General features: G+C 41.0%; 17 protein-coding genes. 10 read left to right on the top strand and 7 right to left on the bottom strand.

The annotated features are described in order from the left end of the window. Positions 1-59: 59 nt before the first annotated feature. The 3 genes from AN391_RS09610 (at position 60) to AN391_RS09620 (ending at position 3,782) form a co-directional block, all read left to right on the top strand. Positions 60-2,174 carry a TonB-dependent receptor domain-containing protein gene (locus AN391_RS09610; protein WP_055015211.1) on the top strand — a complete coding sequence of 705 codons (2,115 nt, stop codon included), beginning with the start codon at positions 60-62 and terminating at the stop codon, positions 2,172-2,174. Between the two features lie 236 nt (positions 2,175-2,410). Then, a complete protein-coding gene (locus AN391_RS09615) occupies positions 2,411-2,902 on the top strand; it encodes a DUF2271 domain-containing protein (RefSeq protein WP_055015212.1) in 492 nt (163 codons plus the stop codon). Between the two features lie 4 nt (positions 2,903-2,906). Continuing rightward, positions 2,907-3,782, top strand: coding sequence for a DUF4198 domain-containing protein (locus AN391_RS09620; RefSeq protein WP_055015213.1), 876 nt, complete (start codon positions 2,907-2,909; stop codon positions 3,780-3,782). 183 nt (positions 3,783-3,965) lie between these two features. On the opposite strand, the gene greA is transcribed toward AN391_RS09620, so the two are convergent. From greA to dapB, 4 genes are all read right to left on the bottom strand, one after another. After that, entirely contained in the window at positions 3,966-4,442 is a 477-nt protein-coding gene (greA, locus tag AN391_RS09625; RefSeq protein WP_055015248.1) for a transcription elongation factor GreA, read from the bottom strand. Between the two features lie 46 nt (positions 4,443-4,488). After that, positions 4,489-7,707: a carbamoyl-phosphate synthase large subunit gene (gene carB, locus AN391_RS09630; RefSeq protein WP_055015214.1), complete on the bottom strand. Its 3,219-nt coding sequence runs from the start codon at positions 7,705-7,707 to the stop codon at positions 4,489-4,491. 16 nt (positions 7,708-7,723) lie between these two features. Continuing rightward, complete coding sequence (carA, locus tag AN391_RS09635) at positions 7,724-8,860, bottom strand: glutamine-hydrolyzing carbamoyl-phosphate synthase small subunit (RefSeq protein WP_055015215.1); 1,137 nt, start codon at positions 8,858-8,860, stop codon at positions 7,724-7,726. 364 nt (positions 8,861-9,224) lie between these two features. Next, positions 9,225-10,022: a 4-hydroxy-tetrahydrodipicolinate reductase gene (gene dapB / locus AN391_RS09640; protein WP_055015216.1), complete on the bottom strand. Its 798-nt coding sequence runs from the start codon at positions 10,020-10,022 to the stop codon at positions 9,225-9,227. Positions 10,023-10,361: 339 nt separating this feature from the next. Here dapB and AN391_RS09645 point away from each other — a divergent pair, with 339 nt between their 5' ends. The 3 genes from AN391_RS09645 (at position 10,362) to AN391_RS09655 (ending at position 13,777) form a co-directional block, all read left to right on the top strand. Further along, positions 10,362-11,675, top strand: a complete 1,314-nt coding sequence (locus AN391_RS09645; RefSeq protein ID WP_055015217.1) for a Na+/H+ antiporter NhaC family protein — start codon at positions 10,362-10,364, stop codon at positions 11,673-11,675. Positions 11,676-11,809: 134 nt separating this feature from the next. Continuing rightward, a complete protein-coding gene (locus AN391_RS09650) occupies positions 11,810-12,598 on the top strand; it encodes a hypothetical protein (RefSeq protein WP_055015218.1) in 789 nt (262 codons plus the stop codon). 153 nt (positions 12,599-12,751) lie between these two features. Further along, a complete protein-coding gene (locus AN391_RS09655) occupies positions 12,752-13,777 on the top strand; it encodes an alpha/beta fold hydrolase (RefSeq protein WP_055015219.1) in 1,026 nt (341 codons plus the stop codon). Between the two features lie 223 nt (positions 13,778-14,000). Here the strand turns inward: AN391_RS09655 and AN391_RS09660 are convergent, their stop codons facing one another. Further along, positions 14,001-14,798 carry a M48 family metallopeptidase gene (locus tag AN391_RS09660; protein WP_055015220.1) on the bottom strand — a complete coding sequence of 266 codons (798 nt, stop codon included), beginning with the start codon at positions 14,796-14,798 and terminating at the stop codon, positions 14,001-14,003. 195 nt (positions 14,799-14,993) lie between these two features. Between AN391_RS09660 and AN391_RS09665 the strand changes: the two genes are divergently transcribed. Then, entirely contained in the window at positions 14,994-16,196 is a 1,203-nt protein-coding gene (locus tag AN391_RS09665; RefSeq protein ID WP_055015221.1) for a Bcr/CflA family multidrug efflux MFS transporter, read from the top strand. A gap of 28 nt (positions 16,197-16,224) precedes the next feature. On the opposite strand, the gene grpE is transcribed toward AN391_RS09665, so the two are convergent. Both grpE and AN391_RS09675 read right to left on the bottom strand, forming a co-directional pair. Further along, entirely contained in the window at positions 16,225-16,839 is a 615-nt protein-coding gene (gene grpE / locus AN391_RS09670; protein WP_055015222.1) for a nucleotide exchange factor GrpE, read from the bottom strand. A 58-nt stretch (positions 16,840-16,897) separates the two neighbouring features. Next, positions 16,898-17,863, bottom strand: a complete 966-nt coding sequence (locus AN391_RS09675; protein ID WP_055015223.1) for an HrcA family transcriptional regulator — start codon at positions 17,861-17,863, stop codon at positions 16,898-16,900. Positions 17,864-18,143: 280 nt separating this feature from the next. On the opposite strand from AN391_RS09675, the gene nadK reads away from it, so the two are divergent. The 3 genes from nadK to recN all read left to right on the top strand — a co-directional run bounded on the left by nadK (position 18,144) and on the right by recN (position 21,419). Beyond that, complete coding sequence (nadK, locus tag AN391_RS09680) at positions 18,144-19,028, top strand: NAD(+) kinase (RefSeq protein WP_055015249.1); 885 nt, start codon at positions 18,144-18,146, stop codon at positions 19,026-19,028. A 75-nt stretch (positions 19,029-19,103) separates the two neighbouring features. Then, positions 19,104-19,670 (top strand): hypothetical protein, encoded by a 567-nt coding sequence (locus tag AN391_RS09685; protein ID WP_055015224.1) that lies wholly within the window; start codon positions 19,104-19,106, stop codon positions 19,668-19,670. 75 nt (positions 19,671-19,745) lie between these two features. Next, complete coding sequence (gene recN, locus AN391_RS09690) at positions 19,746-21,419, top strand: DNA repair protein RecN (RefSeq protein WP_055015225.1); 1,674 nt, start codon at positions 19,746-19,748, stop codon at positions 21,417-21,419. The last annotated feature ends 235 nt before the right edge of the window (positions 21,420-21,654 follow it).

Below are 21,654 nucleotides of genomic sequence, written 5' to 3' on the forward strand. Positions count from 1 at the left end.
TAGTGCGAACAATTCTTATTTGCAATAATTCTACTATTTAAAAATAATTAAGGATAAGCATGGCCCCTTTTAGTATTTCTAAACGCATTATTTCTGGCGCTGTTGCCTCTGCGCTAGGTGCAACAGTTATATCTGCAAACGCAAATGAAGCGCAAAACAATACTGCTGATAATGAAATAGAACGTGTTTCTGTGTGGAGTACAGCCGTTAATACTTCATCACTGTACCTTAATGAAGGTGATATTAGTAATAAGCAAGCGGATCATATTTCTGACCTATTACGAACCATTCCTGGGGTAGATGTAGGCGGAGCTCACTCTCTAAATCAACGAATCACCATTCGGAGTATGGATGATAAAGATTTAAAAATAAGCATCGATGGCGCAGCACAAAATACGTATATGTATCACCATATGGGTAACTTACAAATTCATGCCGACATTTTAAAATCAGTAGATATTGAAATTGGTACTAACTCGGTCGTCAATGGCGGCTTAGGGGGTGCGGTCAAATTTGAAACTAAACAGGCTCAAGAGCTGCTTAATGCAAATGAACAAATTGGTGGACGTATCCATGTGAGCGCCGGTGATAACTCGGGCACCAACTACTCATTAACAGGTTATGGTTTACTGGCCGATAACGTTGATTTTTTAGCTTACTATAATTATGTAGATCGCAAAAACTATGATGTTGGTGGCAATCAGATCAAAGATGCCAGTGGTGCTGAAATTGAGGGCACTGATGGTGAAGTAAAAGGCTTAGAAGGGACAACTACCGATGCGTTAATTAAGCTAGGCTGGGATATAAACAACAATCAACGCCTCGCTTTCAGTTATGAAAGCTATAAAGATGAAGGTGATTACAGCTACCGACCTGATATGGGCTTAGCCACCGATTTAGCTATAACTAACTCTTTGGCGATTCCGCTGTTGTGGCCTACAGAGTTTACACGCGACACATTAACGCTAAACTACACACTTCATTGGTCAGATTATTCAATGCTTAAAGCCTCAGTATTTTCCAATACCAGTGAATTATGGCGTGATGAGTTAGGCTGGGCCGAAAACGAAAGCTTTGCAAGTTCAGCCGGTATAATCACCGGTGAAGCCAAAAACACAGGGGTTAATATTTTAGCCAACACGTTAATTTCTAACAGCGTTGAGCATGATATTACTTACGGCCTAGATATAGTTAAGCATGAAACACACTATTATGCTGATTACACAACAATCGATGATGCGGTATCTGCAGAAGAAGCAACAACAACAGCATTATTTATTCAAGATAAAATAGCAATTAGTCCAAGTTTTGCCATCATTCCAGGCGCCCGTTATGAGCATTACGACATTGACTCAACCTTAGTGGATAATACATTTAACGAAACATCATTTGCCTTAGCTGCCGAATACTCGCCTACAGAGCAATTGATCTTTAAATTAAGTTCTACACAAATTTTTAAGGCACCAGAAATTGCTGAGGTATTTATTGGTGCAGGCTTATATGACGAAGCTAACCCTGATATTAAAGCCGAAACCGGTACCAATAGCGAGTTCTCATTCGCGTATCAAACACGTATTAAAGATGATGATCAGCTCTCTTTAGGGGCAACATTATTTAAAACGTCAATCAACGATTATATTTATGATTATGCCAGTGGCTCACTCAAAGATAATATTGGCGACATGGAAATTGATGGCTTTGAAGCATATCTAGGCTACAAATTAAACGGTTTCAATAGTCAAATAACTTACTCATCAGCCGAGAGTGAACTTGATGCTTTTGATCAATACGATGCCTTAAACGGTGCAAGACTAGACCGCCAACAAGGTGATACCTTAACAGTCAGTGCCGATTATGTATTCTCTGCTGTCGATTTAACTCTACACTGGGAGTTAATGAATGTAGATGATGTTGATGCCGGCGTAGACCTTGACGGCGCGACACTTAATAACGAGAAAGACGGATTTACGGTACATAATATCTCTCTAAATTGGCAACCACAAAGCCAACCACAAATAAATATCGTGTTTGGTGTGGATAACCTGTTTGATGAATATTACGCCTCGCAATCATCAAGAACAGGAACTTCATTCCACCCTCGCTTTGGCGAACTCTATCTACTCGATTATGAACCAGGCAGAAATATCAAAGCAACGTTTGCCTATCAGTTTTAATACCAATCCGCATAATTAAGTGATCTATTTTGAGGATGGATAAATGTGTTGATAGCAAGGAAAAATTCGCTATTTAGTTGTTATAAATGAGAATTTTTTAACGCAAATAGCAATACGCTTAGCCCCGCAAAATGATTAAGTATTAAGCATAACCTTATAAACCAGTTAAGTTGTTAACTGGTTTATATTATTTAATGAGGACTATGATGCGCTTTAAAGCTATTAGAATATTCTCCATGTCACTATTGGTAAGCTTGTTTTTAGCCCCAGTGAGTTACGCTAAAAAAGCAGAGCCGATCAATTTAAGCATCGACTTTACCTTACCAAAAATTAATACCGAACCCTACCACCGTCCTTATGTGGCTATTTGGCTGGAAACGCCCGATCGCGAAGGTATACATACTTTAGTTTTTTGGCACGAGCAACAAGAGTGGTTTAAAGACTTACGCCAGTGGTGGCGAAAAATTGGCCGCAAAGCAAGCGCAAATTACGATGGCGTGTCAGGCGCTACAAGAAAACCAAATAGCTATCAAGTCAGCTGGCAAGGCCAATTAAGTGACACTGAGATGTTGCCGCAAGGCGAATACACACTTAATTTTGAAGCGGTACGTGAAGAAGGCAGCCGAGAGTATTTAAAACAAAAAATACGCTGGGATAACAATCAACCACAGCATTATCAACTGCAAGGTCAAACCGAACTTGGCGCTATCACCATCACAATAGAGTAAAACAATGAAAAAAATAATTTCACATTCGATCAAAGGGCTTGTTGCAAGCTGTAGCTTATTGGCACTAACATTGAGTAACATAAGTATTGCCCACGAGCGCTTCATGGTGCCTTCTCATACTGTGTTTTCAGGCGATGATGTTCAATATGCAACCATTATTTCGAGTATTTCTAACGATATTTTTCACCCAGACCGCCCGCTGGGCAATAATAATAAAGGTATTGATGCGGGTGATTTAAAGCCTTTGTTCTCTTTATTGGAGTCAAATGTATTGTTACCTAATGGTGAAAACGACAGCTCAATACAATGGCAAGCATTTCAGCGCTTGTCTGTGGCTGATGTGCCTTTTAGCCAATCAGGCACTTATCGCGTGAGCTTAGTGCAAAAAGAAGTGGCCATGACCACATTTAAAAAGGCTAATGGCGCGCCTGGGCGAGTATTTGGTCCCAAACCGGTTATCCCTGAAGGCGCCACTAATATAGTACGAAGAACAACCGCGGCGCGCGTCGAGACTTTTATTACCATGAACGAGCCTTCTTTTAGCACTTTTCAGCCTATTGGAAAAGGTTTAGAGTTAACAGGTAAAACACATCCCAATGATTTATTTGCTCAAGAGCCTGCTCACTTTAAACTGGTGTATAACGGTAAAACGGTGCCAAAAAATACGCAGTTAAAAGTTATAAAAGCAGGTACTCGCCACAGAAACACCCGTAATGAACAAATCATTAAAGTAAACGAAAGCGGTGAGTTTACCTTTACCCCACAACAAGCTGGGTTTTACTTTTTAACCGCCGAAACCGCACTTGATATAGAGCAACCAACCAATGTAGATGTAAAACATGACAGCCTCTATGTCACGTTAGAGGTATTCCCGCAATAATGTTTATCGCGAGGCGAGAATTGTGATCACTTTAAGAGAATAAAGCCTGAAATGTGCGACTTTATAAGCTACTGATTTAAGATAACGTAACACGATTGATATAAGCGAACTGCTTAACCTGAAATTCAAATATAAAAAAACCACACCCTATTGCTAAGGTGTGGTTTTTGTTAAAACTAAGTATTAAATGTACTCAACGTCAATGATTTCGTACTCAACGTCGCCTTTAGGCGTTTTAATGGTAACAGCATCATCTGTTTGTTTACCAATTAATCCGCGCGCAATTGGTGAATTCACAGAGATTAAATTATTTTTAATATCCGCTTCGTCATCACCCACAATACGGTAGGTTACTTCAGCATCTGTCTCTACATTTACGATAGTGACAGTCGTACCAAAAATAACTTTACCGGTATTAGGCATTTTAGTTACGTCAATAATTTGCACATTTGAAAGCTTAGCTTCAATTTCTTGAATACGGCCTTCACAAAAACCCTGTTGCTCACGCGCAGCGTGATATTCAGCGTTTTCTTTTAAGTCACCATGTTCACGCGCCACCGCAATGTCATTTACGATTTTAGGACGGGTAACTGTTTTTAATTCGTTAAGCTCTTCGCGCAGTAACTCTGCGCCACGAACTGTCATCGGAATTGATTGCATACTTTTCTCACTTAACACCAAGGCCTAATGGCCTTGGTACATTTCCTTAGTTCAATCGCTGGTGTAGCTCTTGAACTGACGTCACTTTACTACGGTCGTCCGCTTGGTTAGCAGTACAGTTAGCAAATGCCGCGTTCAAGGTTGTCGTGTAGTTGGTTTTGTTTTGCAATGCACCACGACGCAACACCTTCGAATCTTCGATCGCTTGGCGACCTTCGGTGGTATTTACGATATAGCTGTACTCTTTATTCTTGATGTTATCAAGAATATGCGGGCGGCCTTCATATACTTTGTTTACACGGCGTACTTCAATACCAGCCTCTTTTAAAGCCTCTGCTGTGCCACCTGTTGCATCAATTTCAAAACCTAGGTCTATCATGGTTTTAGCAAGTTCTACAACACGAGACTTATCGCTGTTACGTACAGATAGTAACGCGCGACCACCGCGTGGTAAAGTGTTGCTTGCACCTAATTGTGCTTTTGCGAACGCTTCGGCGAAAGTATCGCCAACACCCATTACTTCACCTGTAGAGCGCATCTCTGGGCCGCGGATAGGATCCACACCTTGGAACTTAGCAAATGGTAAAACCACTTCTTTAACGCTGTAGTAAGGTGGAATCACCTCTTTTGTAATACCTTGGCTGGCTAACGACTGACCCGCCATACAACGCGCTGCTACTTTTGCAAGTGCAATACCGGTCGCTTTTGATACAAACGGTACAGTACGCGCCGCACGTGGATTCACTTCAATTAAGTACACTTTGCCATCTTTTACAGCAAATTGTGTATTCATTAAGCCCACTACGCCAAGCTCAAGTGCCATATCGGTTACTTGTTTGCGCATAACATCCTGCACTTCTTGTGATAAAGAGTGTGCAGGTAATGAACATGCTGAGTCACCAGAGTGAACACCCGCTTGCTCAATGTGCTCCATTATACCGCCGATAATGACTTGCTCGCCGTCACAAATTGCATCCACGTCCACTTCAATCGCGTTATCTAAAAAGTGATCAAGTAGTACTGGCGCTTCATTTGACGCTTGTACTGCTTCGGTCATGTATCGACGTAAGTCTTGCTCATCGTATACAATTTCCATTGCACGGCCACCCAGTACGTACGATGGACGTACAACCAATGGGAAGCCAATTTCAACTGATTTAAGTAATGCTTCTTCCGTTGATGTAACCGTTGCGTTTTCTGGCTGAAGTAAATCAAGACGCTCTACTAACTGTTGGAAACGCTCACGGTCTTCTGCGCGGTCAATCGCATCGGGTGAAGTACCAATTACTGGCACACCATTGGCTTCCAGTTCACGTGCTAGTTTAAGTGGTGTTTGGCCACCGTACTGAACAATCACACCTTTTGGTTTTTCAACACGTACAATCTCTAACACGTCTTCAAGTGTAATTGGCTCAAAGAATAAACGGTCAGAGGTATCGTAATCGGTAGAAACCGTTTCAGGGTTACAGTTAACCATGATGGTTTCATAGCCGTCTTCACGTAGCGCAAGGGCCGCGTGTACACAACAATAGTCAAACTCAATACCTTGGCCGATACGGTTAGGACCGCCACCAATTACCATGATTTTGTCTTTATCTGACGGGTTAGCTTCACACTCTTCATCGTACGATGAGTACATGTAAGCGGTATCTGAGCTAAATTCGGCAGCACACGTATCAACACGCTTGTACACAGGTACAATGTTTAATTGATGACGCTTTTTACGAATTTCGGCTTCAGATACACCCGCAATTTCAGCTATACGTGGGTCGGCGAAACCTTTACGTTTAAGTTTACGTAAAAACTCTGCATTTAAGCCGGCCATGCCACCTTCAGCAATCTTTGCTTCGTCTTTTAAAATGTCTTCTATTTGTACTAAGTACCAAGGGTCAACTTTGGTTAGTTCAAAAACTTCTTCTACGCTCATACCGTGGCGCATTGCATCGGCAATGTACCAAATACGCTCAGCGCCTGGCTCGCGTAGTTCACGGATGATTTTTTCGCGGGCTTTCGGATCATCAAGTGCCACTATTGGGTTAAAGCCCGTTGCGCCAACTTCAAGACCGCGTAATGCTTTGTGTAACGATTCTTGCTGGTTACGACCAATCGCCATTACTTCGCCCACTGATTTCATTTGCGTTGTTAAGCGGTCGTTCGCGCCGGCAAATTTTTCAAAGTTAAAGCGAGGAATTTTTGTTACTACGTAGTCGATTGAAGGCTCAAATGACGCGGGTGTTTTGCCACCTGTAATGTCGTTTTGAAGTTCATCTAACGTGTAGCCAATCGCTAATTTAGCAGCGATTTTTGCAATAGGAAAACCCGTTGCTTTTGATGCAAGAGCAGATGAGCGAGATACACGTGGATTCATCTCAATGATAACCATACGCCCGTCAACAGGGTTTACACCAAACTGTACGTTTGAACCACCGGTTTCTACACCAATTTCACGCAGTACTGCCATAGAGGCATTACGCATTAATTGGTATTCTTTGTCGGTTAAGGTTTGTGCTGGTGCCACGGTGATTGAGTCACCTGTGTGTACACCCATCGGGTCAAAGTTTTCGATAGAACATACAATGATACAGTTGTCTTTTTTGTCACGAACAACTTCCATTTCATATTCTTTCCAGCCAATCAGTGATTCATCAATCAGCAACTCACTTGTTGGTGATAAATCTAAGCCGCGCTCACAGATTTCGTTAAATTCTTCCATGTTGTAAGCCACACCGCCCCCGGTGCCACCCATAGTGAAAGAAGGACGAATAATACACGGAAAACCAATTCGTGTTAGCGTGTCGTGTGCTTCATCCATAGAGTGAGCAATTTCTGCACGCGGGCATTCAAGGCCAATATTTCTCATAGCTACGTCAAAGCGTTCACGGTTCTCTGCTTTGTCGATTGCATCAGCAGTTGCGCCTATTAGCTCAACGCCGTGTTTAGCCAGTACGCCGTGCTTATCTAAATCAAGTGCACAGTTTAGTGCCGTTTGACCACCCATCGTTGGTAAGACTGCATCTGGCTTTTCTTTTTCAATAATTTTTTCTACGACTTCCCAATGAATAGGTTCGATGTACGTTGCATCGGCCATTTCCGGGTCGGTCATGATAGTCGCTGGGTTTGAGTTAACTAATATAACTCTAAAGCCTTCTTCTCTAAGTGCTTTACACGCTTGAGCACCAGAGTAATCAAATTCACAAGCTTGACCAATTACAATTGGGCCTGCGCCTAAGATAAGAATGCTTTTTAAATCGGTACGTTTTGGCATTATTACTCCAGTTAAATTAGTTATTACGCGCTTGCATCAGGTCGATGAAGTGGTCAAATAATGGGGCTGCATCGTGCGGGCCTGGGCTTGCTTCTGGGTGACCTTGGAAGCTAAACGCTGGCTTATCAGTACGATGAATACCTTGTAGTGTTCCATCAAATAACGATTTGTGCGTGGCACGTAAGTTACTTGGTAGTGTGTCTTCATCGGCAGCAAAACCGTGGTTTTGTGCGGTGATCATTACTACATCGCGGTCTAAGTCTTTTACTGGGTGGTTACCACCGTGGTGGCCAAATTTCATTTTTACTGTTTTAGCACCTGAGGCCAGTGCTAATAATTGATGCCCTAAACAAATACCAAAGATTGGTGTGTCGGTTTCTAAAAAGGTTTTAATTGCATCAATAGCGTAAGTACAGGGTTCTGGATCGCCAGGGCCATTAGATAAGAAGATACCATCTGGGTTTAAAGCAAGTACCTCGGCGGCTGAGGTTTGCGCTGGTACAACGGTTAATTTACAACCGCGATCAACTAGCATACGTAAAATATTACGTTTAACACCGAAGTCGTAGGCTACTACATGAAACTTTTCATCATCGCTGCTAAGGGTTTTAAATCCTTGGCATAATGTCCAGCTTGATTCGCGCCACTCAAAATTTTCCTTGGTTGAGACAACTTTTGCTAAATCCATACCTTTTAAACCTGGGAAGGTTTGCGCGGCTTGTAACGCTTTGCTTTCGTCTAACTCGTCACCGGCAATAATACAGCCGTTTTGTGCGCCTTTGTCGCGCAAAATACGGGTAAGCTTTCTGGTGTCGATGTCCGCAATACCTAAAATATTACGTTGTTTTAAGTAATCATCTAACGATTGCTCGTTACGAAAGTTACTTGCTAGCAGTGGCAAATCACGGATCACTAGGCCTTTAGCCCAAATTTGATTCGCTTCTTCGTCTTCGCTGTTGGTACCCGTATTGCCGATATGTGGGTACGTCAAAGTTACGATTTGTTCCGCGTATGATGGATCAGTCAAAATTTCTTGATAACCAGTCATAGACGTATTGAATACTACTTCACCGACTGACATGCCGTCAGCGCCGATTGCAGTACCGCGAAACACTGTGCCGTCTTCTAGGACTAACAGAGCGGATTTAGTCAAGTTAAACCTCCTAACAGTAAAAAACGGGAGTAAGCAAATGCTTAACACCCCGCCAATACCCAGAGGGATCGTCAAAACCAGATTTTTTTGTGAGCTTAAATTGTTTTACGCAGTCTTAAATGATGCCGATATAAAACGCTAAACCTTCAATCATTTTTCTTGCCTAAAACTCTTTTCATTCCCACTGAAACCCCTGGTTTTACTAGCCACTTGGGTATAATTGGAAACACGCATTTAGTAATTTTTGGCAAATTGGCTGCATTCTACATGAAGATGCTATTTAGGTCTAACGTTATTTAGATAAACACTAAAAATAAGTCGCTTTAGACAAAAATAGACCCAAACAGCTAAAAAAGTAACTAAACTACTTCAGATCTAGCACATCTTGCATATCATAAAGTCCTGCTGGTTTGTTTTGTAACCACTGCGCAGCCCTTATAGCACCTAACGCAAAGGTCATTCGCGAGCTTGCTTTGTGGGTTAATTCAAGCCTTTCGCCCATAGTTGCGAAATAGGCGGTGTGTTCACCTACTATGTCACCGCCTCTTAAGACCGAATAGCCAATTTCATTTTGCGATTTTGCGGTTTCTACTTGGCTGCGGTCGTATACTGCTACTTCATCGTGATCCCACCCTTTAGCCTGTGCAATAGATTCACCAATGGCCAATGCCGTGCCCGATGGTGCATCTATTTTATGACGATGATGCGCTTCAAAAACTTCTATATCTAAGTCATCACCAAATTTAGTGGCCGCCGTTTGCACTAGGTTGAGTAGCACATTAACGCCAACGCTGTAGTTACGCGCAAACACAATAGGAATATGTTTAGCAGCATTTTCTAATAATGCCATGTCTTCGCTCGTTAAACCTGTGGTGCCTATAACCATAGGCAGTTTTTTATCGAGCGCTGTTTTTAAGTGATTGCGCATACCTGCTGGTAACGTAAAGTCGATAAGTACATCAACATCAACAACCTTATTCTCGTCGCTAAAACAAATGGTTTTGTCGGCTGCACTGTTTACTTGATTTACATTAATACCCAATAACGATGAGCTGCTGCGAACATACGCACCACCAAGTTGTGTTTGCTCTTTAATTGTCGCGGCTTCTAATAAGGCTAAGCCCATTCTGCCGTTAGCACCAAAAACACCGATTCGATTCATTGTTATTGCCTTAATCTGATTTAGTTGGATCTGTCGTTGCGTACCTTGACTAATTTGCCGACCTACACTTGCATTGAACAATTATTAGTCGCATATAATCGCACACCGGTAGATATTATCTAAAAGTCGTGCAATAGTCAGGTAAGCCTTTAATTAAATAATAATAACAATACCAGTTTACTTTAGCCATCTATACATTTAAACTTCTCTTTCGCGTCGATTTGGTCTTTGGCTTGCGGGCGCTGTGGTCATCACCTTTTTACTAAAGCGTGATCTACTAAATTCAGCTAAAAGAGGAGTTTTGGCTGTGGTTATACTAACTGGTTATGAGGAATACTAATGCAGCCAACATTTAATAAAAACAAAGCAATATTGTCTTTGCTTCCCCTTCTTACTTTTGTAGCCCTTTTTTTAGGCTCAGGTTTATATTTACAATCTCAAGGGGTCGATTACGCTTTTTATCAGCTCCCTGCCCCGGTTGCAATTTTACCCGCTATTATGCTTGCCTTTATTTTAAATAAAGGCACTGTAAACCAATGTGTTGAAACCTTTATTAAAGGTGCAGGACACAACAACATTATTACCATGTGTTTAATTTATTTACTTGCCGGTGCATTTTCGGCCGTTGCAAGTGCAACCGGTGGTGTAGATGCAGTGGTAAATGCCGGCTTGTCACTTATACCCCCGTCGCTGTTATTGCCTGGTCTATTTTTAATTGCAGCGGTTGTCTCTACCGCAATGGGTACATCTATGGGTACCATTGGCGCTATCGGGCCAATTGCTTATGCGGTATCGGTTAAAACTGGTATCGACCCTGCGCTAATGGCCGGTACGATAGTATCGGGCGCAATGTTTGGTGATAACCTTTCTATTATTTCAGACACAACCATTGCTGCAACACGTACGCAGAGCTGTGAAATGAAAGACAAGTTTAAAGAAAACTTAAAAATAGCGGTTCCTGCGGCAGTATTAACCATTGCTTTGCTGCTTTATTTAACCCCTGCGCCACAAGCAGTAGAAACAAAAGATTTTGATTTATTATTAGTGCTGCCCTATGCCTTTATTTTAGTATTGGCTGTAGCCGGTATGAACGTCTTTGTGGTGCTATTTAGCGGTATTGTATTTGCTGCGCTAATGGGCTTTACCGGCAGCTATGAAGGTGCAAGCTTTGTAAAAGATATTTACAAAGGCTTTACCGATATGCAGGAAATATTTTTACTTTCTATGTTCATTGGTGGCTTATCTGAATTTATTCGTATTAACGGCGGCCTTGATTTTCTGGCACAAAAAATTCAAGCCATTACAAAAGTGATTGCCAAGTGGCACCGCAAAGTAGCTGATCAGCTTGGTATAGCAGCCTTGGTATTAACCAGTAACGTGTGTATAGCCAATAACACGGTGTCAATTATAGTTGCAGGTCCTATTGCTAAAAAGCTTGCTGATGATGGTGAAATAACTGGTAAACGCTCTGCAAGCTTGCTCGATATTTTTGCATGTGTTACGCAAGGCTCACTGCCCTATGGTGCGCAAGCATTACTGTTAGGTGCTACGTTTAAAATTAGCCCGTGGGAAGTATCAACCTCATCTTACTACTGCTTTATTTTAGCTTTTACTGCCATTGCCGTTATTTGTTTACGTCGTAATAAAGCCTAAACTTTGTGCAAAACCCGATGTTGCAGCTTAATAAGTAAGCTGCAACATATGTTAAAATAATAATCTACAAATCAAGACCTTGTGCTATAATGCGCGCTTTCGCGTGTCACTAAAATTATAGTTAAATACAGATTATGAAATTTAAAAAATTACTCCCCCTCGTTACCCTTACGTCAATCGCTTTATCATCTTCTGCCCTTGCTGCTAACTGGAGCAGTACCGCATTACATGTTAATAATGGCGATCAAAAAAACCCATTTACCAAGCAAGAATCAGATACGACTGTTTACTCGCTGCAGCATGCATCGGGCTATGATTACGGTGATAACTTTTTCTTTATTGATTACAGCAAAGACGATACAACCGACGGCTACCAAGATAGTGACTTTTACGGCGAATGGTATTCAACGCTAAGCTTATCGGCTATCAGCGGTGAAAAAATTGGCGCAGGTGCACTACTAGATGTAGGCCTTACTGGCGGTATTAACGTAGCTGGCGATGCTAAAATGATGAAGTACTTGCCGGGTGTTAAATTAAGCTGGGATGTGCCCGGGTTCAACTTTTTTCAAACACTTGTGACTGCCTATATTGACGACAGTGAAGGCGTAGCAAAAGGCGGCGCTCCTATTGAAACTAATAGCTGGATGTTTGATGTTGCCTTTGAATACCCGTTTACCCTAGGCTCGCAAAAATTTAGCTTTAAAGGACACGCTGAATACATCGCAGAGCGCGAAGATGAATTTGGTAACGACGTAGAAGCATGGATACTTGCACAGCCTATTTTAGTGTGGGATATGGGCCACGCCCTAGAAATGAAAGAAAACACGCTGTTACTGGGTATGGAATTACAATATTGGCACAACAAGCTAGGGACCGAGGTCACTGAGTCAGTTCCACAAATACATGTTGAGTGGACATTTTAAGTAGTCTCTTTAGGTTTAAAATACATTAACGGAGTCCTTTAAAGCGCTCCGTTTTTTTATGCCTTGAACACTATTTAATTGAACAGCCTGTAATACTTGGTTATTGTCTTACTTCTTTTGAGCTTATGGCTCTTCTTTTAAAGGAGTAACAAAATGTCGCCATTTAAAGTTATATGTTTTTCTACATTGTTAGCATTAACGAATAATACGTTTGCCAGTAGTACAGAACACGCTCACTCCCTCGCTTATGATGCCCTTTTAACTAATTACCAGTACGACTTTAAAGTAAATTACTATAATATTGAGTCACAAAAACATTCCCTAAAAATGGCATATATTCATTTAAAGCCAACTAAAAAAAATATGCCTACCGTTACGCTAATGCACGGTAAAAACTTTAATGCCGACTACTGGAGCCCCACAGCACGTTACTTACAATCGCTTGGCTTTGGCGTGTTGATCCCTGATCAAATTGGCTTTGGTAAATCCTCTAAGCCGACTAACTATCAATATTCGTTTGCGGCGCTAGCTCATCATACACGCGCATTAATGGACTCGCTAAATTTACAGAAGTCGATTGTTGTTGGTCACTCTATGGGCGGGATGCTAGCGAGCCGCTTTGCATTAATGTACCCAGATACAACCTCTAAACTGATTTTACTTAACCCCATAGGGCTTGAAAACTATCTACACTATGTAAAATACAAAGACACCAACTTCTTTTATAAAAATGAGCTTAACAAAACCCCCGAGGGCGTTAAAAAGTACCAACAAAAAAACTATTACGATGGAAAGTGGAATGCCACCTACTCTGCCCTTACTGACTTTATAACAGGACAGATACAAGGCCCAGATAAAGAGCAAATTGCTTGGGTTAACGCTAAAACCTACGATATGATTTTTACCCAACCTGTGATCACTGAATTTAAAGACCTATCCGTGCCAGTTAAATTAATTATTGGCACACGCGACAGAACGGGGCCTGGCCGAAACTGGAAAAAAGACGGAATTGATTACGAGCTGGGGCGTTACGACAAATTAGGAAAGCACGCTGCTGCGCTTATTCCTAATGCACAATTGTTTGAACTTGATAATTTAGGGCACTTACCACAAGTAGAAGATTTTGAGCGCTTTAAAGCAGTGTTTAAACAAGCACTAAGTAATACCAATCCGCAATAATATCTAATCATTTTGCGGGGCTAAACGTGTCGCTATCTGCGTTAAAAAATTCTCATTTAGAACAACTAAATAGCGAATTTTTTGCCTTGCTATCAACATGTTTATCCATCCCCAAAATAGATCACTTATTTATGCGAATTGGTATGAGTAATAACTTGATACTTAATAAAATAAAGCCCCTGTAAGTAAACTGCTTACAGGGGCTTTTTATATAAAAACTAATTTACAGCGTACATTGCGGGTTTTTACCCTGCGATTTAGCCTTATTTTGCTCGCTAAGCGCTTCGCTCATTTGTGATTGTAAGTTTTTAATACGATTACTCGGTGCAGGGTGAGTAGATAAAAACTCTGGTGTGCTACCACTGCCTGCTGCGCTCATATTTTGCCAAAGCGTTACCGACTCTTGTGGGTTAAAGCCCGCCTGCGCCATTAAATCTAAGCCAATGGTATCGGCCTCTGATTCGTGCGAGCGGCTAAACGGTAAAACTACGCCATACTGTGCGCCGAGTCCAAGACCTTGCATAATTTCGTTACGGTATTGCACGTTACCCATTTCAAGTGCAGCGCTGCCTAACTGCATACCTGTATCTAATATTGAGCTTTGTGATACACGTTCATTTGAATGCTCTGCTATAACGTGGCCTACTTCGTGCCCGAGTACTGTTGCAAGCTGATCTTGATTGGTGGCTATTTTTAATAAGCCCGTATGTACTCCAATATAGCCCCCTGGTAGTGCAAAAGCATTGGCCGACTCATCTTCAAATACAACAACTTCCCAGTTTTGAGAAGCATATTCTTGTGGTAAAACAGCCACGACCTTATCAGCAATACAATTTACATACGCATTGGTTTTAGCATCTTTATTAATTGGCTGTGATTCTTTCATTTGAGCAAAACTGGCCGAGCCCATTTCACTCATTTGTTGCTCTGAATACAGTGCTATTTGCGTACGCCCCGTAGGCGATGTTTTACAGCCTGCTAAAACTGCAGTTGCGAGTAAGGCAAGGGCTAGTTTTTTCATAGTGTTTCCTTCAAGTCTTTATTTTTTATTAGCTGTAGAATAGCAAACACAGTGCCAGTTTAGAATCTTTGCTCCTTTATTGCTTCGCTTTTTATTGTATGTAAATAAATTAACTTACTAGTCAAACTCAGTTTATACCCTTGCTTTGCCCTGTTACACTGTAGGCCCTGTTTTTAGTGAATGTTGAGTGATTACATGGACGCCTCGGCCTCGTCTTTTAATACCCGAATATTGTTACCTTTGTTAGCCAGTATTGTGGCTATAACGCCATTAGCTATTGATATGTATTTACCGGCCATGTTGGTTATAGCGAACGATTTACAAACCAGTATGCCAAATGTACAAATTTCGCTAAGTATTTATTTGGCTGGCTACTCGTTAGGTATGCTATTTTTTGGCCCTGTTGCCGATCAACTCGGACGACGAAAACTAGCCCGTATTGGCTTAACCTTATTTGGTGCAAGCTCATTTGCGCTGGCCTTTACCAGCGAAATACAGACCTTTTGGGTACTTAGAGCCGTGCAAGCATTCACCGGGGCGGCCGCCACGGTGGTTGTGCCTGGCGTAATTAGGCATATTTATCAAAAAAACACCGCTAAAGGCATGTCGTATGTTTCTATGATTATGATGGTAGCCCCCTTAGTTGCCCCCTCTGTTGGGTCATTTATTTTAGGGTTTTCGGTATGGTCAACTATATTCTTAGTGCTTGCTGGATATAGCTTTTTAATATTAGCGCTTGTTCAAATATATTTAATAGATATCCCCATTCATAAAAATGAAAAAAAAGGCCTAGCCTTGTTTTTTGATAGTTATAAAACTGTGCTGAGTAACAAAGATGCCCGTGCAGATATTTTAAGCTCGATGTTTGTCTCGTTTGGCTTTTTTTGTTTTTTAACCTCAGTGCCTTTTGTATACCTTGATTTATATGATGTCTCCGAGCAATTATTCGGGATTTTATTTGCCTTTAATGTCATGGCTCTAATGTTTGGTAACTTTTTAAATACCAGAATAGTGCCAAAAATCGGCTCTCGTAAAATGCTCTACATTGGACTTGTATGTGGTTTTTGCTCAGGACTGGCACTGCTTACGTTTAGTTTATTACACCTTTCTTTATATTATATTGTAGCGGCTATTGCGCCATTAATGATGAGCTTAGGGGTAACAGCGAGTAATGCTGATTCGTTGATATTAATGAAATTTGAAAAAAACACCGGCACCGCTACAGCTGTCATCGGTACGCTGCGCTTTGGCAGTGGCGCACTTGTAGGTCCTCTTCTGGCAGTTATGCATGCTAAAAGTGCTGTGCCGTTTTCGAGCTTAATGTTTAGCGCTGTGCTACTGACTATACTTGTGCAATTAATCCACTATAAAATAGACAAAAAAAATGCCTCATCATGAGGCATTTTTTATAACAAGCAGTAACTAATTAAGCGTCAGCTTCTTTAGATACCATAACCATTGCTGGGCGCAATAAACGGCCATTTAAAGTATAGCCTTTTTGCATTACTGCAAGTACTGTATTTGGTGATACATCGTTACTCGGCTGGATAGACATAGCCTGATGGAATTCTGGATTAAACTGCTCACCTTGTGGATTAACAATTTCAACGCCAAACTTTGCAACCGCATCGTTGAAGCTTTTAACTGTCATATCAATACCTTCAAGCACTGGCTTTAAGGTTTCGTTTTCTTTATCAGAAAACTCAATAGCGCGCTCTAGGTTATCGATTACCGGTAGTAATTCGTTAGCAAACTTTTCCAGTGCAAATTTATGTGCTTTTTCTACGTCTTGCGCGGCACGACGACGAATATTATCTACATCTGCGGCGGCGCGTACAACACTGTCTTTTTGATCTGCAATTGTTTGTTTTGCAGCTTCAAGCTCTGCATATAACATTGCAATTTCAGCTTCAGGGCTTTGCTCTTGGTCTGCCTCATGCTGCTCTGCGGCTTCCACTGCAGCTTCAACATCAGCTTCCATTTGAGCTACTTCTTCGTTTAGTTCTACTTCTTGCTCTGGTTTTTGTGTCTGCTCAGACATAAAATACGTGCTCCAATTCTTTACAACTGCGGTAATTATGGGGATTGAATAAAAAGATTCAAGAGTTAGATGGCTCTAATAATTTAAATTCTTGGATTAATTGTTCAATTTGCGCCGATTTAGGACAAATTACGCAAAAACGGCTTTGATATTCTTGTTCCTGAAAATACGGAACACTAATTACAATCAGCTCATTGCAGTCAGTAAACGGTAAGTTTTCAGTGTTTAATACTGATACACCATTTTTAAATGCGAGTTTATCTTCGACAAAATTTAAAAATGAAACGCCAATATTTAAGCTTTGTTCGCAGTCGATTTTTTTATATAAATAGTTTTCGCCGACGACAATGCTGTTATCAGACCCTAACTTTTGACTAAGTTGGCGTGTCCACTGTGTGAGTGAGTCATGGCAGTTACGCGGTGCGGTGTTTGCCATAGCTTGCATGCGGTACAAACCCTCCATTAAAGTTTGTTGGCTGAAAACCGTGTTTAACCAAGTAGCAAATTGGTAGCGCACTGCATCTGATGAGTCATCAGGTTTGTTGATGCAAATATTGTGGCTTTGCCCTGCCCTGTCTATGAGTAATACCAACCAATTGTTAGAATCAAACTCAAGCACTTCTACTCTAAATACTTGTTGTGAACTTGCCTGAGGTAGGCCAACGCAGCAACATACTTGATACTTTTGGCTCAGCCCATGCGCAAGCTCAACTAACTGTGTTTGCTCTGGCTGCCAATAATTTGCAATATCAGCTAACGGAAAAAACTCATCAAACCAATAATCAAACCCTTGGTTTGTTGGCACACGCCCTGCTGATGTATGAGGGGAATATAACAAGCCTACTTTTTCAAGTCGCGCCATAGCATTTCGTACAGTGGCAGAGCATACCGCCATACCTTTTTGCTTCGCTATTTTTGTTGATGGAACGGGCAATCCTTCACCATTACAGTAAAGGCTCATCACTGCTGAAAAAATTTGTTGATCTCGTGGGTTTATATTCATGTTATCTACATCTTGTTGCATGAAAGATATATCGGGGCAGTTAAAACAAATTCAAGCCTAAAGCACGCTTTAAGTGAATATGCTATTGCAGGTATTCCAATAAAACGCTGCAAGCACTATTTTTAAACAGTAAATACCAAAGTTAAAGTGGAATGTAATATATTAAGCTAATAACTATTACTTAGCAGCTTTGTAATATAAAGCCTTAATTGAATCATTATCATATAGCTAAATCTATGTTTTCAAACATTTGTGTTTTGAGTTACTCTACAAAAATATTATTACTATTATTGCTGCCATTATGCACTCACCGTTTAAAATTATTGGCCTTATAGGTAAGCCAAACCACCCTAAAGCTGCGGCTACGTTACAACGTTTACATACTTTTTTATCGGCTCTTGGCTTTACAGTGATTGTAGAAAAGCGCACCGGCGGGCAATTATCTGATGTGCCTGATACGCATCAAGTTGACCTTGTTAGCTTAGGCGAACAAGCTGACCTTGCTATTGTTGTAGGGGGTGATGGCAATATGCTTGGTGCTGCACGTGTGTTGGCACGCTTTGATGTCGCTGTAATTGGGGTTAACAGGGGTAATTTGGGCTTTTTAACCGATTTAAACCCCGAAGGCTTTGAAGGCAGCCTTGAGCAAGTATTAAGTGGCGACTATTTAGAAGAGAAACGTTTTTTACTCGAAGTAGAAGTATACCGTCATAATGAACTTAAAAGCGCCAATTCAGCCGTCAACGAAGCGGTGCTGCATGCCGATAAAGTAGCCCACATGATTGAGTTTGAGGCTTTTATCAATAATGACTTTGTGTTTTCTCAACGCTCTGATGGTTTAATTGTATCAACCCCAACAGGCTCTACAGCTTATTCTTTATCGGGTGGAGGCCCTATTTTAACGCCTGAGCTTAATGCTATTTCACTCGTACCTATGTTTCCGCATACATTATCGAGCAGGCCATTAGTTGTTGATGCAGATAATGAGGTACGTTTAAAGTTAAGCCTTGATAACACCGACAGTTTACAAGTCAGTTGCGACAGCCATGTCGTGCTTGCCGTTTTACCTGGCGATGAAGTCGTAATTAAAAAAGCAGATAGAAAACTGCGCTTAATTCACCCAAAAAACTACTCTTACTACAACGTTTTACGTACTAAACTTAATTGGGGCAGCCGTTTATACTAATTTTATTGCCATGTGTAGTGCTTTAGCGCAAAATACAAAACAAATAAAAATTAATCAAACTAGGAATATCTAGCAATGACTTATGTTGTTATCTTTGCTTTGTTATTACTTATCACTTTGCTTGGCGCTTACATTAGGGTTGAAAACAATAGAAAAAAAGCCCTAGAAATCAAAAAAAAACAATTTAGCGAACGTGTTGCCCACGTAAACACTCGTCTTAAAACTAAGCTTAACAATTTATTAGAAGCCAAAATAATAAGACCTAAATATGTAGCGCAAATTCAGGCAATTGTGAGTAACTTTTTTGTGGTTCAACCTCATACAGAGGAAAACCTACAGCATTTAGAAGATATTAGCGACAGTTTAGTAAGTACGCTTTCGATTGAGTTTCAAAAAGCAGTGCAAAGTGAAAATACACAAGCTCTGCAAGACAATATACAGTACTTTGTGAGTGAGTTACCGCAGCAAGGTATACTTTTTAATAAAGCGTTTTATCAAGAAATTTTACCTTCATTAATTCTACAAATTAAAACTGATACACCTGTAAATCAAAGCGAAACCCTTGAAAATACTGAAGAAGGCCCTTCTGATGAAAGTGCGAATACTGATGAACAGCTTTCTCAAAATGCCAGTGTTGCTTAAAAAGTAAAAAATTAATTTGCAAAAAACCTAAACACTGTATAAATTAACAGTTAATTCACTGGATGGATGAACAGTATGTTAATTGGTTTAGAAATTAAAAATTTTGCAATTGTAAGTAATTTAAGCACTGAGTGGCATAACGGCATGACGGCGATCACGGGTGAAACCGGCGCGGGTAAATCTATTGCCATTGATGCTCTTTCACTGTGCCTTGGCGAACGCGCTGAAGCGTCGGCTGTTCGCCCAGGTACAGATAAAGCCGAAGTGTGTGCACAATTTGATTTAACTGCTCTCCCTCTTGCCAAAGCATTTTTAGAACAACACATGCTCACCAGTAACGACAACGAGTGCCTACTTAGACGTGTTGTATGTAAAAATGGTCGAAGTAAAAGTTATATCAATGGCAGCGCTGTTACAGCCGCTCAACTTAAAGAGCTGGGACAATACTTAATTTCTATTCACGGGCAACATGCTCATCAGCACCTTTTAAAAGCTGAACACCAGCTGCAGCTGCTTGACGCCTATGCAGGCCATAACCAGCTTGTAAAAGCGGTTAGTCAAAGCTATAAGCTCTATGCAAACCTACAAAAAGAATTTAAACAGCTTGAGCAACAGCAGCTACAGCAAGCTGCGCAAAAACAATTACTCGAATACCAAGTTGCCGAATTAGACGAATTTGCCTTACAAGACGGCGAGTTTGAAAAAATAGAAGCCGAACACTACAAACTAAGTAATAGCCAAACTATTTTAGAAGCGTGTCAGCGCGAACTGCAGCACCTATACGAAAGTGATGAACAAAATGCCTGCTCTATGCTTCAACACAGCGCACAGCAATTTGCCGAGCTTGCAAATTATGATGAAAGTTTAGCTGGTGTGGCTGCATTATTAGATGAAGCCGCAGTTCAAGTAGAAGAAGCAAGCAGAGAAGTAAGAAACTATGCAGAGCAAGCCGACCTAGACCCCACCCGATTAACAGAGGTGGAAACCCGCTTAAGTGGCGCAATGGACTTAGCCCGCAAGCATCACATAAAGCCACAAGAGCTGGTTGAGTTTCATCAAGGTTTAACACAAGAGCTGGAGTCAATTAGCAACAATAGCTCACGTTTGGCACAATTAGACGATGAAATAAGTAATGCGCTCAGTGCATACCAAAAAGCCGGCGAACAATTAAGCGAAAGCCGTCAAAAATATGCTAATACCTTAAACCAACTAATTAGTGACAGCATGGCTAACCTGTCGATGGAAAATGGGGTCTTTGAAATTCAGCTTAACCAAGAAGTTGAACGCCAACCCAACGCGCTAGGTTTTGATAGTGTTTCGTTTTTGGTTTCTACTAATCCTGGGCAGCCATTGCAGCCTTTAGCTAAAGTAGCTTCGGGTGGTGAGTTGTCGCGTATAAGCTTAGCTATACAGGTGATTATTGCGCAAAAAGTGACAACGCCAACGCTTATTTTTGACGAAGTTGACGTTGGAATATCAGGCCCTACCGCTTCCTCTGTAGGGAAATTACTACGCCAACTAGGAAAATCAACACAGGTTATTTGTGTAACTCATCTACCGCAGGTTGCAAGCAGTGCGCACCAGCAGTTTTTTGTAGCAAAAGAAATTGCACAAGGTGAGACTTTTACCCAAATGCTCAGCCTAAATAAAGACGGACGCATTAACGAAATTGCGCGCTTGCTTGGTGGCGACAATATAAGTAAAACCGCTAAGGCAAATGCTAAAGAGCTTATTATGGCACACGCCTAAGTTATACTTTTGCTACAACAGTGGAGAGACGTTTTAAATGCAAAACATGCTGATAAATTTTTGCCATGTTACTGGGTGGCTACTTGTAGTTTTGAGCTTTTTGCTTATAGGGTTTAGTAAATTTAAGCACGCAGAATTTAAACTAAAACTTTTTAGCTTTTTAAAAATTATATTGGTTTATCAAGTAACTGTGAGTGTATGGCAGTGGTTTATTATTGGCAACATTGTGACTAAT

It is taken from the genome of Pseudoalteromonas sp. P1-13-1a, assembly GCF_001401875.1.
In the GTDB taxonomy this organism is placed as follows: Bacteria; Pseudomonadota; Gammaproteobacteria; order Enterobacterales; family Alteromonadaceae; genus Pseudoalteromonas.

Excerpts from the sequence above, each read along its gene's own strand:
- AN391_RS09610 (WP_055015211.1), top strand. The coding sequence starts at position 60 with ATGGCCCCTTTTAGTATTTCTAAACGCATTATTTCTGGCGCTGTTGCC.
- AN391_RS09615 (WP_055015212.1), top strand. The coding sequence starts at position 2,411 with ATGTCACTATTGGTAAGCTTGTTTTTAGCCCCAGTGAGTTACGCTAAA.
- AN391_RS09620 (WP_055015213.1), top strand. The coding sequence starts at position 2,907 with ATGAAAAAAATAATTTCACATTCGATCAAAGGGCTTGTTGCAAGCTGT.
- greA (WP_055015248.1), bottom strand. The coding sequence starts at position 4,442 with ATGCAATCAATTCCGATGACAGTTCGTGGCGCAGAGTTACTGCGCGAA.
- carB (WP_055015214.1), bottom strand. The coding sequence starts at position 7,707 with ATGCCAAAACGTACCGATTTAAAAAGCATTCTTATCTTAGGCGCAGGC.
- dapB (WP_055015216.1), bottom strand. The coding sequence starts at position 10,022 with ATGAATCGAATCGGTGTTTTTGGTGCTAACGGCAGAATGGGCTTAGCC.
- AN391_RS09645 (WP_055015217.1), top strand. The coding sequence starts at position 10,362 with ATGCAGCCAACATTTAATAAAAACAAAGCAATATTGTCTTTGCTTCCC.
- AN391_RS09650 (WP_055015218.1), top strand. The coding sequence starts at position 11,810 with ATGAAATTTAAAAAATTACTCCCCCTCGTTACCCTTACGTCAATCGCT.
- AN391_RS09655 (WP_055015219.1), top strand. The coding sequence starts at position 12,752 with ATGTCGCCATTTAAAGTTATATGTTTTTCTACATTGTTAGCATTAACG.
- AN391_RS09660 (WP_055015220.1), bottom strand. The coding sequence starts at position 14,798 with ATGAAAAAACTAGCCCTTGCCTTACTCGCAACTGCAGTTTTAGCAGGC.
- AN391_RS09665 (WP_055015221.1), top strand. The coding sequence starts at position 14,994 with ATGGACGCCTCGGCCTCGTCTTTTAATACCCGAATATTGTTACCTTTG.
- grpE (WP_055015222.1), bottom strand. The coding sequence starts at position 16,839 with ATGTCTGAGCAGACACAAAAACCAGAGCAAGAAGTAGAACTAAACGAA.
- AN391_RS09675 (WP_055015223.1), bottom strand. The coding sequence starts at position 17,863 with ATGCAACAAGATGTAGATAACATGAATATAAACCCACGAGATCAACAA.
- nadK (WP_055015249.1), top strand. The coding sequence starts at position 18,144 with ATGCACTCACCGTTTAAAATTATTGGCCTTATAGGTAAGCCAAACCAC.
- AN391_RS09685 (WP_055015224.1), top strand. The coding sequence starts at position 19,104 with ATGACTTATGTTGTTATCTTTGCTTTGTTATTACTTATCACTTTGCTT.
- recN (WP_055015225.1), top strand. The coding sequence starts at position 19,746 with ATGTTAATTGGTTTAGAAATTAAAAATTTTGCAATTGTAAGTAATTTA.